Below are 12760 nucleotides of genomic sequence, written 5' to 3' on the forward strand. Positions count from 1 at the left end.
GGTGTTGCAGCGGAGCTGGTCGCCGTTCTCGACCGGGTCAACCAGCGGGAGCCGTCGATCCAAGAGCTCGCTCCCACGATCGGCGACGAGTTCCAGGCCGTCTACACCGATCTTCGGTCGGCGCTTCGCGCCACCCTGCTGCTGCGCCTCAGCCTGCCCGACGGGCTCGACTGCCGATTCGGCATCGGCCTCGGCGACGTCGTTGTTGTCGGTCGGTCCGACTACGGTCTGACCCAGGACGGTTCGGCGTGGTGGTCGGCCCGCGAGGCGATCGAGGAGGCCAAACGACGTGAGACGCGCCGCAACAAGACGCTGCGTACCTGGTTCGTCGCTGCTGATCCAGCCACAGTCGACGCCGGTGTCGTCAACGCCGCCCTCCTGGCACGGGACGGCTCGTGACGTCGCTGAGCGACCGCAGCCGTCGACTGACTCTCGGCCATCTGCTGGGCGAGACGCAGCAGTCGTTGGCTGCTGCTGAGGGCATCACCCAGGGCGCCGTGTCGCAGAACCTGCGCAGCAGCGGAGGGCTCGCGCTGATCGCCGGCCACGGCTGTTGGAGTCCTGAGATGATGCTCGTCCTGGCTCTGCTGCTGTTCGTCGTCGGCGTCGCCGACGTGATGCGCCCGCTGCGTCTGCCATCCGTTCCGGCGCACGTCTCGACCCTGGGTGCGGGGCTGACCGCTGCGCTCCTCGGTGCCTGGGCGATCGGGCTGCCGCCGGGTGCCTGGTGGATCGTCATCGTCCTGCTGCTCGTGCTGGCAGCGTGGCTGGTCGTCCCGTCACTGCCCTTCACGCGCGCCCGTGCCTGCGGCATCGGCGTGCTTGCCGGCGCTGTGCTCACAGTCCTCGCCTTCGGCCAGCACCTGCGGCCCGACGGCGGTGCCGTTGTGAGGTGGTACCACACGCTCGACATTGCGGCGCTCGACGACGTGGGCGCCGAACGGTTCGTCCTGGCGGCGAGCTGCCTGGTGTTCCTGCACAGCTCGGCCAACGTCGTGGTCCGACTCGTGCTCGCCGGTTCAGGACCCCACGTGCTCGAGAGCGAGAACACCCTGAAGGGCGGTCGCATCCTGGGGCCGCTCGAGCGGTGGTTCATCTTCTCGATGGCCCTGGCCGGGCAGTTCGGTGCCATCGCCGCCGTCGTCGCGGCCGAGGGCATCGTCCGCTTCCCCGAGATCTCCAGGTCCGACGCATCGGGCAACAAGGCTGAGTACGTGCTGGTCGGCAGCTTCGTCAGCTGGATGCTCGCGCTCGTCTTCGTCCCGCTGGTCAAGTAGCCCGTCACTGATACTCGCCGAATATCAGCCCTGCGCTGATGTTGTGAATCCTCGCATCGTCAACTGGACGCCACCACGCAGTCGATCGAAGCCGCGCCGTAATCTTGGACCATGCCCGAGAACGAAATCGACATCAAGCCGCGCAGCCGCACCGTCACCGATGGCCTCGAGGCCACCGCATCGCGAGGCATGCTTCGCGCGGTAGGCATGGGCGACGACGACTGGGTCAAGCCCCAGATCGGCGTGGCGTCCAGCTGGAACGAGATCACTCCTTGCAACCTGTCGCTCGACCGGCTGGCCAAGCGCGCCAAGGAAGGTGTCCACGCCGGTGGCGGATACCCGCTCGAGTTCGGGACGATCTCGGTCTCTGACGGCATCTCCATGGGCCACGAGGGCATGCACTTCTCGTTGGTCAGCCGCGAGGTCATCGCCGACTCCGTCGAGACCGTCATGATGGCCGAGCGCCTCGACGGCTCGGTGCTTCTCGCCGGCTGCGACAAGAGCCTGCCCGGCATGCTGATGGCGGCCGCACGGCTCGACCTCGCGAGCGTCTTCGTCTACGCCGGCTCGATCATGCCCGGCAACGTCGACGGCAAGGACGTCACGATCATCGACGCCTTCGAGGCCGTCGGTGCCTGCTTGGCAGGCAAGATGTCGCGCGAGCAGGTCGACAAGATCGAACGCGCCATCTGCCCCGGCGAAGGTGCGTGCGGTGGCATGTACACCGCCAACACGATGGCCTCGGCGGCCGAGGCGCTCGGCATGAGCCTGCCCGGTTCGTCAGCCCCGCCGGCGATCGACAGCCGCCGCGACGACTACGCGATCGCGTCCGGCGAGGCAGTCGTCGAGCTGCTCCGCCAGGGCATCACGGCCCGCCAGATCCTGACGAAGGAGGCGTTCGAGAACGCCATCACGGTCGTCATGGCGCTCGGCGGATCCACCAACGCCGTCCTGCACCTCCTGGCCATCGCCCGGGAGGCCGAGGTCGACCTCACGCTCGAAGACTTCAGCCGCATCGGCGACAAGGTGCCGCACCTCGGCGACCTCAAGCCCTTCGGCCGCTACGTCATGAACGACGTCGACAAGGTCGGCGGCATCCCGGTCATCATGAGGGCACTGCTCGATGCAGGTCTGATGCACGGTGACTGCCTGACCGTCACGGGCAAGACGATGGCCGAGAACCTGGCCCACATCGAGCCGAGCTCGACGGCGATGTCATCCGCGACATCGACAAGCCGATCCACAAGACCGGTGGACTGACGATCCTGCACGGCACGCTGGCACCCGAGGGTGCGGTCGTCAAGAGCGCCGGATTCGACTCCGACGTCTTCACCGGCACGGCTCGCGTGTTCGACGGCGAGCGCAAGGCCATGGACGCGCTGGAAGACGGCACGATCGTCGCGGGCGATGTCGTCGTGATCCGCTACGAGGGCCCCAAGGGTGGCCCCGGCATGCGCGAGATGCTCGCGATCACCGGTGCCATCAAGGGCGCGGGACTCGGTAAGGACGTCCTGCTGATGACTGACGGGCGCTTCTCCGGAGGAACAACCGGCTTGTGCGTCGGACACGTCGCTCCCGAGGCGGTCGACGGGGGACCCATCGCGTTCATCAAGGACGGTGACCAGATCACCCTCGACGTCGCCAACAAGCGTCTCGACGTCGCGGTCGATGCCGACGGGCTCGAGGCCCGCAAGGTCGGCTGGGAGCCGCTGCCGCCCAAGTACACGACTGGTGTCCTGGCCAAGTACCGCAAGCTCGTCTCGTCGGCGGCTCATGGCGCCATCACCGGCTGACGTCCGGTGATCCACGGTCGAGAGGCCTGGTCGTGAGCGACCCCGTCTTCGCGACGAAGTGGGACTTCCTGTTCGCCCGGGTGCTGGTCGGAATCGACCGGTCCTCGGGCGTCTGGTCGGGATCAGAGCCGGCGCCGGGCCAGCAGATGGTGTGCGTGTGGAGCAGCGAGGTGCGTGCGACCGACGCCCTGCACGTCGAGTCGTGGGAGCTGAAGTGGATCTCGGTCCGTGAAGCTCCTGGCCCTGGTGCCAGCGGGCATCGGCGTCGTGGTCGACCCAGAGCGCCCCGACGGGATGACGGCCAGCGCAGCGCAGGTCGCCCAGCTCAAGCCCCTCGTCGTGCCGTTCCCGCCCGAGGCGGCTGTGCGGGTCACGTCCTGGGACGAGCTGGCCGGACCCCACCTCGACCAGCTGTGGCGGCAGCCGCCAGCAGCGAGACGGTGAGCGAGGTGCGCGCCTTCGTCTACACGGTCGACGAGAGCCCTGCCCTGGGATGCCTGGCGTACACGTTCGTCGGTGGTGACGACGATCCTGCTGTCGTGGCGACAGCCGTCGACCTGGTGGGAAGGAACCCCGTGGGCTTGGGAGTGAAGGCCGTCAACGTCCTCGCCTGGCCAGACGTCCCGGCAGAGATCCGAGCAGCGCTGCCCGATGGGTTCGTGATCTACCGACGCAAGCGGCCCCGGCGGTGGCGTCGCTGAGCGTCGGGGACAATGGTCAGATGCCATCGCCGCGTTCAGCAGACTTCGACGACACCGAGCTCGCGACAGCACTCAAGGTCTTGGGCGAGGCACAGTTCCTGGCCGAGGACGACGAGGCCTATGTGGCCCTGCGGCGTGCGTGCGGCAAGTTCTACAAGGACGTCAAGAAGCAGCGCAGGCTCGACAAGCGAGCCCAGATAGCGGCGGCCGACCGCGAGGTCGTGGCCGCGACGGCCACCGGTTCACCGACGCGTATCGACGACGAGACCGAGGGCATCCCGCTGGTGTCGAACGCCGCCGGGGCCACGGCAGGCACGCTGATGGTCGCGCGGCCGTGCTACATCTGCAAGCAGAAGTACACGATCGTCGACGCGTTCTACCACCAGCTCTGCCCCGACTGCGCGGCGCTCAACCGTTCCAAGCGCGATGCCCGCACCGACCTGTCCGGCAAGCGAGCACTGCTGACCGGTGGCCGGGCCAAGATCGGCATGTACATCGCGTTGCGACTGCTGCGCGACGGGGCCCACACGACGATCACGACCCGGTTTCCGCATGACGCCGTGCGACGCTTCACCGCGATGGACGACAGTGCCGACTGGATCCACCGGCTGCGCATCGTCGGCATCGACCTGCGCGATCCGGCCCAGGTCGTCGGCCTGGCCGACTCGGTCGCCGAGCAGGGACCGCTTGACATCCTGATCAACAACGCGGCGCAGACCGTCCGTCGCACGCCCGGTGCGTACGCCCCCTTGGCAGAGGCCGAGTCGGCGCCGCTGCCCGACGGCCCGCTCCCGGGAGCTGCTGACGTTCGGGCACACCAGCGACGCTCACCCAGCAGCGCTGGTCGGCTCGGTGTCGGCGCATCCGGTGCTGGCGGGTGACTCGCACACGGCCGAAGAGCTCACCTCGTTGGCGCTGACCGCCGGGTCAGCCGACCTCGAGCGCATCGACGCCGGGGGACTTGTGCCCGACACCGTCGACATCAACAGCTGGACCCAGCGGGTGCACGAGGTCGATGCGCTCGAGCTGCTCGAAGTCCAGCTGTGCAACACGACGGCGCCGTTCATCCTGGTCAGCCGGCTGCGACCGTCGATGGCCTCGGCCGAGGCCAGACGCACCTACGTCGTCAACGTCTCGGCGATGGAAGGCCAGTTCAGCCGTCGGTACAAGGGGCCAGGACACCCGCACACCAACATGGCGAAGGCCGCACTCAACATGCTGACGCGCACGAGCGCGGGGGAGATGCTGGAGCAGGACGGCATCCTCATGACCGCGGTCGACACCGGTTGGATCACCGACGAACGCCCGCACCCCACCAAGGTGCGCCTGGCCGAAGAGGGCTTCAAGGCGCCCCTCGACCTGGTCGACGGTGCAGCACGGGTCTACGACCCGATCATCCGAGGCGAGGCCGGCGAAGACATCCACGGGGTGTTCCTCAAGGACTACGCAGCATCGCCCTGGTGACACTGCCGTGACAGACGACGGCCCGGACGGAATCTCACCGTCCGGGCCGTCGTCCTGCAGGCTGCTGATCAGGAAGCCGTGGCGCATTCTCCGAGCTTGGGCGTCAGCTCGGTGAGCACCTTGGTGTCGTCGGCGTTCTTGTAGTCCTTGTCGCCCTCGACCAGTGCGTTGAGTGTCTTGTCGGAGAGCTTGGACTCCTCGAAGACCTTCGCCATGCAGTCGGCGGCCTTCTTGGGGGACCGATGTGCCGAGGGCGCTCTTGTCGCTCGACAGTGCCTTCGAGATCTCGTCAGCGCTGGGGCGGTCGGCGCCGCCGCCACACGCAGCGGTCAGGGTCAGGGCGGCCGCCGCGATCGCCGCGCACAGTGTCTTCTTCATAGTTCCCCTCGATGGTGGGTGTGGACCGCGTCATGGTGTGCGGGCCAGCACGGAAGTGGTGCCAAGGAGAAATGGTGCCAGTACGGCAAGCAGCCTGGAACAGGGACTCCCTGTCACCGATAGTTTTTCCGGCGACTGGTCCATATGGTGGTACGACTTGTCTCACGACTTGACCATCTCGGCCAGGGAGACAACAATAAGGGGGTGCAGATCCAGATTCTCGTAGTAAACAGCTGACGCGATTGACCTAGCCGGGTCGCGCGTCTCCCTCGATTGCCTCCGGGCCGAGGGATTTTTTTATGCGACCGGCCGGGCAGGATCGATCAATGGCGACCGGCTTACGATGAGACAAACAGTGAGGTACCAGAACACATGACCGAGCAGATCTCTGAGCAGATCACCGGGGCGCAGAGCCTCGTGCGCGCGCTGGAGCATGCCGAGGTTGACACGATCTTCGGTATTCCCGGCGGTGCGATCCTTCCGGCCTACGACCCGCTGTACGACTCCGAGAAGATCCGGCACATCCTGGTACGTCACGAGCAGGGCGCCGGACACGCGGCCCAGGGCTACGCGATGGTCACCGGCAAGGTCGGCGTCTGCATGGCGACCTCCGGCCCCGGCGCGACCAACCTCGTGACGGCCATTGCCGACGCCTACATGGACTCGGTCCCGATCGTCGCGATCACCGGTCAGGTTGCGACTCACCTGATCGGCACCGACGGCTTCCAAGAGGCCGACATCCGTGGCATCACGCTGCCGATCACCAAGCACAGCTATCTCGTGACCGACGCCGCCGACATCCCGCGGGTCATCGCCGAGGCCTTCCACATCGCCGGCTCGGGCCGCCCCGGGTCCGGTGCTGGTCGACATCGCCAAGGACGCCCTGCAGGCACGCACGACGTTCCGCTGGCCCAGCGAGCTGGCCCTGCCGGGCTACCGCCCGACGACCCGCCCGCACGGCAAGCAGGTCCGCGAAGCCGCCCGGCTGATGGCTGCGGCCAAGCGACCCGTGCTCTACGTCGGCGGCGGCGTCATCAAGGCCGATGCGGCCGCCGAGCTGCAAGGTGCTGGCCGAGCTGACCCAGATTCCGGTCGTCACGACGTTGATGGCGCGTGGTGCCTTCCCCGACTCCCACGAGCTGCATCTCGGCATGCCCGGCATGCACGGCACCGTTGCCGCCGTCATGGCCCTGCAGAAGAGCGATCTGCTCATCTCGCTCGGTGCGCGCTTCGACGACCGCGTGACCGGCCAGCTCGCGACCTTCGCGCCGTTGGCCAAGATCATCCACGCCGACATCGATCCCGCCGAGATCTCCAAGAACCGCACGGCCGACGTGCCGATCGTGGGTGACTGCCGCGAAGTCATCGCCGATCTCGTGTCGGTGCTGCAGAAGCAGGCAGCCGACGATGCGATCCAGGGCGACTACAGCGCCTGGAAGAGCCAGATGCTCGGCGTGAAGGCCAAGTTCCCGGTCGGCTACGACAAGCCCGCCGAGGGCCTGGCGCCACAGACAGTCATCGAGCGCATCAGCGCGCTCGCCGGACCCCAGGCCACCTACGTCGCGGGAGTCGGCCAGCACCAGATGTGGGCTGCCCACTACGTCGACTACGAGCGTCCGCGCCAGTGGCTCAACTCCGGTGGCGCCGGCACGATGGGCTACTCCGTGCCCGCCGCGATGGGCGCCCAGGTCGGGCTGCCCGGATCGGTCGTCTGGGCCATCGACGGCGACGGCTGCTTCCAGATGACCAACCAAGAGCTCGCCACCTGCGCGATCGAGGGCATCCCGATCAAGGTCGCCGTCATCAACAACTCGTCGCTCGGCATGGTGCGTCAGTGGCAGACCCTGCTGTACGACAAGCGGTACTCCAACACCGACCTGCACACCGGTCCCGAGTCGATCGGCGCCCGCCGCATCCCCGACTTCGTCAAGCTCGCCGACGCGTACGGCTGCGTCGGCCTGCGGTGCGACAACGAGGCCGACCTCGACGCGACGATCGAGAAGGCCATGGCCATCACCGACCGCCCGGTCGTCATCGACTTCGTCGTCGAGCGCGACGCGATGGTCTGGCCGATGGTCCACGCCGGCACCAGCAACGACGACATCCAGATTGCGCGCGACCTCGCTCCCGCGTGGGACGAGGAAGACCTCTGATGCTCCGTCCGATCACCTGGTCGCATGTGGGCGACCGTCACTCCGAGCAGGAAGTTTCATCGTGACCTCACATACTCTGTCCGTGCTGGTCGAGAACACCCCCGGTGTGCTCGCGCGGGTCTCCAGCCTGTTCATGCGGCGCGGTTTCAACATCGACTCGCTGGCCGTCGGCCCGACCGAGATCCCCGAGATCTCCCGCATGACGATCGTCGTCAACGTCGACGAGCTGCCGCTCGAGCAGGTCACCAAGCAAGCCGACAAGCTCGTCAACGTCCTCAAGATCGTCGAGCTCGACTCGGCGAGCGCGGTCGAGCGTGGCTCATGCTGATCAAGGTCAAGACCGATCCGCAGACCCGCGGACAGGTGCTGGAGACCGTCAATCTGTTCAGGGCTAAAGTTGTCGATGTTGCCACCGATGCCGTGACGATCGAGGCGACCGGAGACGCGGGCAAGCTCACCGCGATGCTGAACGTTCTCGAACCGTTCGGCATCCGCGAGATCGCCCAGTCCGGACGTGTGGCCATAGGTCGCGGATCCCGTTCCATCACCGACCGCACGCTGCGCGCCGTCCCCGGCTCGCAGGCAAGCTGAAATCCCCAAGTTTTCACCCATACAAGAAAAGTCTCAAGGAGAAGTCCCCGTGGCTGAACTGTTTTATGACGACGACGCAGACCTGAGCATCATCCAGGGTCGCAACGTGGCGGTTATTGGCTATGGCAGCCAGGGCCACGCCCACGCGCTCAACCTGCGTGACTCCGGCGTCGACGTCCGCGTCGGTCTGCCCGAAGGCTCCAAGAGCCGCGCCAAGGCCGAGGCCGAGGGCCTGCGCGTCCTGAACGTCGCCGAGGCCGTCGAAGAGGCTGACGTCATCGTGATCCTCGCGCCCGACCAGGTGCAGCGTCACGTGTACGCCGAGTCGATCGAGCCCAACCTGGTCGACGGCGATGCTCTCGTCTTCGGTCACGGCTTCAACATCCGCTACGGCTACATCGCGCCGCCGGCCGGTGTCGATGTCCTCCTCGTCGCGCCCAAGGCGCCGGGCCACACCGTGCGTCGCGAGTTCGTCGACGGCCGCGGCATCCCCGACATCATCGCGGTCGAGCAGGACGCGACCGGCAAGGCGTGGGACATCGCCCTGTCGTACGCGAAGGCTATCGGCGGCACCCGCGCCGGCGTCATCAAGACGACGTTCACTGAAGAGACCGAGACCGACCTCTTCGGCGAGCAGGCTGTCCTGTGCGGTGGCATGTCGCACCTGGTCCAGGCCGGGTTCGAGACGCTGACTGAGGCCGGCTACCAGCCCGAGATCGCCTACTTCGAGGTCCTGCACGAGCTCAAGCTCATCGTCGACCTGATGTGGGAGGGCGGCATCGCCAAGCAGCGTTGGAGCATCTCCGACACCGCCGAGTACGGCGACTACGTCTCCGGCCCCCGCGTCGTCGACGCAGGTGTCAAGGAGCGCATGCAGGGCGTCCTCGCCGACATCCAGGACGGCACGTTCGCCAAGCGCTTCATCGACGACCAGGACAATGGCGCCAAGGAGTTCCTGGAGGCTGCGTGAGAAGGAGGCCGGACACCCGATCGAGAAGACCGGCAAGGTCCTGCGCTCGCACTTCAGCTGGCAGCAGCAGGACGCTGACTACGTCGACGGCCAGGCCGCCCGCTAGTCACCAGCTCCACCTCGACGCCCCGCCCGGACCATCCGGGCGGGGCGTTCCCCATTCCCCCTGAAGAGGTACTTACCGCCCTCCGAGGAGGTACCGACTGCCCTTCGAGGAGGTGGTTGTTGCCCCTCCGGGAGGTGGCTGCTGCCCTCACGGGGGCGACAAGTACCTCGCGGCGGGGCGGTAAGCACCTCTTCAGCGGGACGGGGAATGGGTGCGATAGGTTCGAGGCGCAAGGCCGGGGTGCCCCACGAGGGGGCTGAGATGAGACCCGCCGAACCTGATCCGGTTAACACCGGCGCGAGGGAGCCTGCTCATGACGAGTACTGTCACGTCCACGATTGCTGCTGCGGTCCGCGAGAAGTCGCCGCTGGTGCAGTACATCACCAACTACGTCTCGATGGACGTCGCGGCCAATGTGCTGAACGCCGTGGGTGCCTCCCCGGCGATGGTGCACGATCCGCACGAGGCCGGTGATTTCGCGCGGATCTCCTCGGCCGTCGGCATCAACATCGGCACACCGTCGCCGTCGTGGGTCGACGGCATGACCGCCGCCGCACAGTCGGCGCGCGAGGTCGGCACCCCGTGGGTTCTCGACCCGGTCGCCGTCGGCGCGACGTCGTATCGGCGCGACATCGTCGCCGAGCTGCTGCGGCACGCACCGACGGTCGTGCGTGGCAACGCCAGCGAGATCCTCGCCATCGCGACGTCCCAGGCCGGTGGCCGGGGCGTCGACAGCCAGGCGGCCTCGCTCGATGCGCTCGACGGCGCTCGGACGCTCGCCAGAGAGCTGTCGGCCGTCGTGGTCGTGACGGGAGTCGAAGACGTCATCACCGACGGCGTGCGCACCGCAGTCGTCCACGGCGGACATGCGCTGATGCCGATGGTCACGGCCCTCGGCTGCTCGGCAACGGCGCTCGTCGCCGCGTGCTGCGCCGTGGCGGACGACCCCTTCGACGCGTCGGTGACCGCGATGGCAATGCTCGCCGTAGCAGGGGAGCGTGCGGGGAAGAACGCCCCCGGACCGGGCACGTTCCGTGTCCGCCTGCTCGACGGCTCGCCATGCTCGACGACGAGCGGTTGGCTGCGGTCCGGATCGTCGAGTCATGAGCATCGATCTGCGGCTCTACCTGGTCACAGATCCTTCCTGCGACGATCTCGGCTCGGTCGTGACGGCTGCCGTTGCAGGCGGCGCGACGTGCGTGCAGGTGCGAGACAAGTCCGGCACGTCGGCCGACCGCCTGGCAGCAGTGGCGGCTCTGCGGGCCGCCCTGCCGGCCTCGGTCGCGGTGCTCGCCAATGACGACGTCGCCGCGGCGCGCGCCGGTGACGGCTTGCACGTCGGGGTCGGCGACACCGATCCGGTCACAGCGCGCGCAGCACTAGGAGAAGACGCCGTGATCGGCTGGTCGGTCAACGATCTGAGGCAGCTCGACGATGCGGTGCAGCTCGCGGCCTGCGACTACGTCGCGGCCAGCCCGGTGTGGGCCACGCCGACCAAGACCGACACGACCGCTCCGTTCGGTCTCGATGGGGTCCGCGAGCTCGCGAAGCGACTGGGCGGCCGACTGCCACTGATCGCGATCGGCGGCATCGACGCTGCCAATGCACGTGACGTCATCGCGGCGGGAGCCAACGGCGTGGCAGTGGTCAGCGCGATCTGTGCTGCCGACGACCCGGCTGGGGCTGCGGCCTCGTTGCGGCTCGCCGTCGACGACGCTCTGCAGGCCAGGGGAGTGCACGCATGAGCCGCACCCCCGTGATGTTGACCATCGCGGGCTCCGACCCGTCGGGCGGGGCGGGCATCCAGGCCGATCTGAAGACCGCCAGTGCGCTGGGCGTGTACGGCGCGACCGTCATCACCGCGTTGACGGTGCAGAACACCCTCGGCGTCACGGGCATCCACGCGGTGCCGACCGAGTTCATCGCGGCGCAGTACCGGGCGGTCGTCGACGACCTCGACGTCCGGGCGGTGAAGATCGGGATGCTGGGCAGCGTCGACGTCGTCCGCACGGTTGCCGAGATGCTGCGTGATCGACCCGTCCCGGCTGTCGTGCTCGACCCCGTCATGGTCGCGACGTCGGGTGATCGGCTGGTGCCCGAGGATGCCGTCGAGGCGATCCGCGACCTGCTGCTGCCGTTGGCGACAGTCGTGACCCCCCAACGTGCCAGAGGCCGAGGTGCTGGCCGGTCGAGACATCTCGGTGCTCGACGACCTCGACGTCGTGGGTCGGGTGTTGCTGGAGTCGGCCCGCAGCACGTGCTGGTCAAGGGCGGACATCTGCCCGGCGATCTCAGCGTCGACGTCCTCGTGTCGCACGACGCCGTGCAACGTCTGGCGGTTTCCGCGCGTCGACACGGTGCACACGCATGGCACGGGGTGCACGTTGTCGTCGGCGATCGCTTCGCACCTGGTCCTGGGTCGCAGCGTCGCCGATGCGGTCGCTGGGGCCAAGGACTATCTGACGAGGGCGTTGGTGGCGGGAATGAGCCTCGACATCGGCAGCGGACACGGCCCGGTCGATCATCGGATCGGCCGGTGAGCGCGTCCGAACGGCTCTGGGAGTCGGTCGGCGACTGGTACGCCGCGATCTGCGAGCATCCGTTCGTGCTCGGCCTGATCGATGGATCGTTGCCGCCTGACGTCTTTGCGCGCTACCTGGTCGACGACGCGCACTACCTGGACCGCTACGCCCGCGTGCTGGCCCAGCTCGCGGCGCGTGCCGGCGACGCTGAGGGCACCGAGCTGATGGCATCCGCTTGCTGCTGGCGCGATCTCGGCGGAGCGGGAGCTGGCACCGGGACTTCCTCGCACCGCGGGGGCTTGATCCCGATGTCGACAGCGTTCCCGAGCCGAGTCCGACCTGTGTCGCGTACACGGGCTTCCTGGAGTCCGCTGCCACGACCCGCTCCTTCGAGGTGGGACTTGCTGCCGTGCTGCCGTGCTTCCGGGTCTACGCCGAGGTCGGCCGGCACGTCCTGGCCCGGCGCCCGTCGGGCGAGCATCCTTATGCGGCGTGGATCGATACCTATGCTGCGCCGGAGTTCGACGCGGCAGTACGTCGAGCCGAGGCATATCTCGACCAGGTGGCCGCTGCTGGCGGAGCATCATCGGATCTGGTCGAGCTCGAATCGGCCTACCGGCGAGCGACCCGGTTCGAGTGGATGTTCTGGGATGCCGCCTGGCGCCACGAGACCTGGCCCACCCCACCCTGACGAGGTGGTTGCCGCCCTCCGACGAGGTGGTTACCGTCCTAGGAAGGGCGAACTGGTTCGGTCGGAAAGACCACAACCACCTCCTCACGGGGCGCTAACCACCTCGTCACGGGG

General features: G+C 67.8%; 9 protein-coding genes, 7 pseudogenes and 1 riboswitch. Of the genes and pseudogenes, 15 read left to right on the forward strand and 1 reads right to left on the reverse strand.

Translation table 11 applies throughout. The annotated features are described in order from the left end of the window. The first annotated feature begins 78 nt into the window (after positions 1-78). The 6 genes and pseudogenes from ACHMWU_RS15925 (at position 79) to ACHMWU_RS15950 (ending at position 5235) form a co-directional block, all read left to right on the forward strand. On the forward strand, positions 79-399 hold the full coding sequence (locus ACHMWU_RS15925; RefSeq protein ID WP_396046821.1) for a SatD family protein: 321 nt from the start codon (positions 79-81) through the stop codon (positions 397-399). Next, a complete protein-coding gene (locus ACHMWU_RS15930; RefSeq protein WP_396045092.1) occupies positions 396-1277 on the forward strand; it encodes a hypothetical protein in 882 nt (293 codons plus the stop codon). The genes ACHMWU_RS15925 and ACHMWU_RS15930 overlap by 4 nt, the downstream gene beginning before the upstream one ends. Positions 1278-1388: 111 nt before the next feature. Then, positions 1389-3070: pseudogene (gene ilvD, locus ACHMWU_RS15935) on the forward strand (dihydroxy-acid dehydratase). A gap of 32 nt (positions 3071-3102) precedes the next feature. Beyond that, complete coding sequence (locus ACHMWU_RS15940) at positions 3103-3771, forward strand: hypothetical protein (RefSeq protein ID WP_396045094.1); 669 nt, start codon at positions 3103-3105, stop codon at positions 3769-3771. Positions 3772-3791: 20 nt separating this feature from the next. Further along, positions 3792-4652 carry an SDR family NAD(P)-dependent oxidoreductase gene (locus ACHMWU_RS15945; protein ID WP_396045096.1) on the forward strand — a complete coding sequence of 287 codons (861 nt, stop codon included), beginning with the start codon at positions 3792-3794 and terminating at the stop codon, positions 4650-4652. After that, positions 4624-5235, forward strand: coding sequence for a hypothetical protein (locus tag ACHMWU_RS15950; RefSeq protein WP_396045098.1), 612 nt, complete (start codon positions 4624-4626; stop codon positions 5233-5235). Before ACHMWU_RS15945 ends, ACHMWU_RS15950 begins: the two co-directional genes overlap by 29 nt. A gap of 68 nt (positions 5236-5303) precedes the next feature. Here ACHMWU_RS15950 and ACHMWU_RS15955 read toward each other — a convergent pair whose 3' ends face one another. Continuing rightward, the gene (locus ACHMWU_RS15955) at positions 5304-5450 is read right to left on the reverse strand and encodes a hypothetical protein (RefSeq protein WP_396045100.1); all 147 of its coding nucleotides are present in this window, start codon (positions 5448-5450) and stop codon (positions 5304-5306) included. A gap of 535 nt (positions 5451-5985) precedes the next feature. Here ACHMWU_RS15955 and ACHMWU_RS15960 point away from each other — a divergent pair. The 9 genes and pseudogenes from ACHMWU_RS15960 (at position 5986) to ACHMWU_RS16000 (ending at position 12646) form a co-directional block, all read left to right on the forward strand. Further along, a pseudogene (locus tag ACHMWU_RS15960) lies at positions 5986-7766 on the forward strand (acetolactate synthase large subunit). Positions 7767-7827: 61 nt separating this feature from the next. Next, positions 7828-8357 (forward strand): annotated as a pseudogene (ilvN, locus tag ACHMWU_RS15965) (acetolactate synthase small subunit). A gap of 49 nt (positions 8358-8406) precedes the next feature. Next, positions 8407-9433, forward strand: a pseudogene (gene ilvC / locus ACHMWU_RS15970) (ketol-acid reductoisomerase). 226 nt (positions 9434-9659) lie between these two features. Continuing rightward, positions 9660-9755, forward strand: a riboswitch (TPP riboswitch). Further along, positions 9747-10472 (forward strand): annotated as a pseudogene (gene thiM, locus ACHMWU_RS15975) (hydroxyethylthiazole kinase); the annotation flags it as partial. It overlaps the preceding riboswitch by 9 nt. Positions 10473-10536: 64 nt before the next feature. Continuing rightward, positions 10537-11178, forward strand: a complete 642-nt coding sequence (gene thiE / locus ACHMWU_RS15980) for a thiamine phosphate synthase (protein WP_396045102.1) — start codon at positions 10537-10539, stop codon at positions 11176-11178. Between the two features lie 14 nt (positions 11179-11192). Next, positions 11193-11528 (forward strand): annotated as a pseudogene (locus ACHMWU_RS15985) (hydroxymethylpyrimidine/phosphomethylpyrimidine kinase); the annotation flags it as partial. 67 nt (positions 11529-11595) lie between these two features. Further along, entirely contained in the window at positions 11596-11973 is a 378-nt protein-coding gene (locus ACHMWU_RS15990; protein WP_396045104.1) for a bifunctional hydroxymethylpyrimidine kinase/phosphomethylpyrimidine kinase, read from the forward strand. Then, positions 11970-12173 (forward strand): annotated as a pseudogene (locus tag ACHMWU_RS15995) (thiaminase II); the annotation flags it as partial. The gene ACHMWU_RS15990 and the pseudogene ACHMWU_RS15995, both read left to right, overlap by 4 nt. Positions 12174-12190: 17 nt before the next feature. Continuing rightward, positions 12191-12646, forward strand: coding sequence for a hypothetical protein (locus ACHMWU_RS16000; protein WP_396045106.1), 456 nt, complete (start codon positions 12191-12193; stop codon positions 12644-12646). The last annotated feature ends 114 nt before the right edge of the window (positions 12647-12760 follow it).

Origin of the sequence: Aeromicrobium sp. UC242_57 (assembly GCF_044452305.1) — a bacterium.
GTDB lineage: Bacteria > Actinomycetota > Actinomycetes > Propionibacteriales > Nocardioidaceae > Aeromicrobium.

What these genes read in the sequence shown, in the direction of transcription:
- thiE (WP_396045102.1), top strand. Translation starts at nt 10,537, where the DNA reads ATGAGCATCGATCTGCGGCTCTACCTGGTCACAGATCCTTCCTGCGAC.
- ACHMWU_RS15945 (WP_396045096.1), top strand. Translation starts at nt 3,792, where the DNA reads ATGCCATCGCCGCGTTCAGCAGACTTCGACGACACCGAGCTCGCGACA.
- ACHMWU_RS15955 (WP_396045100.1), bottom strand. Translation starts at nt 5,450, where the DNA reads ATGGCGAAGGTCTTCGAGGAGTCCAAGCTCTCCGACAAGACACTCAAC.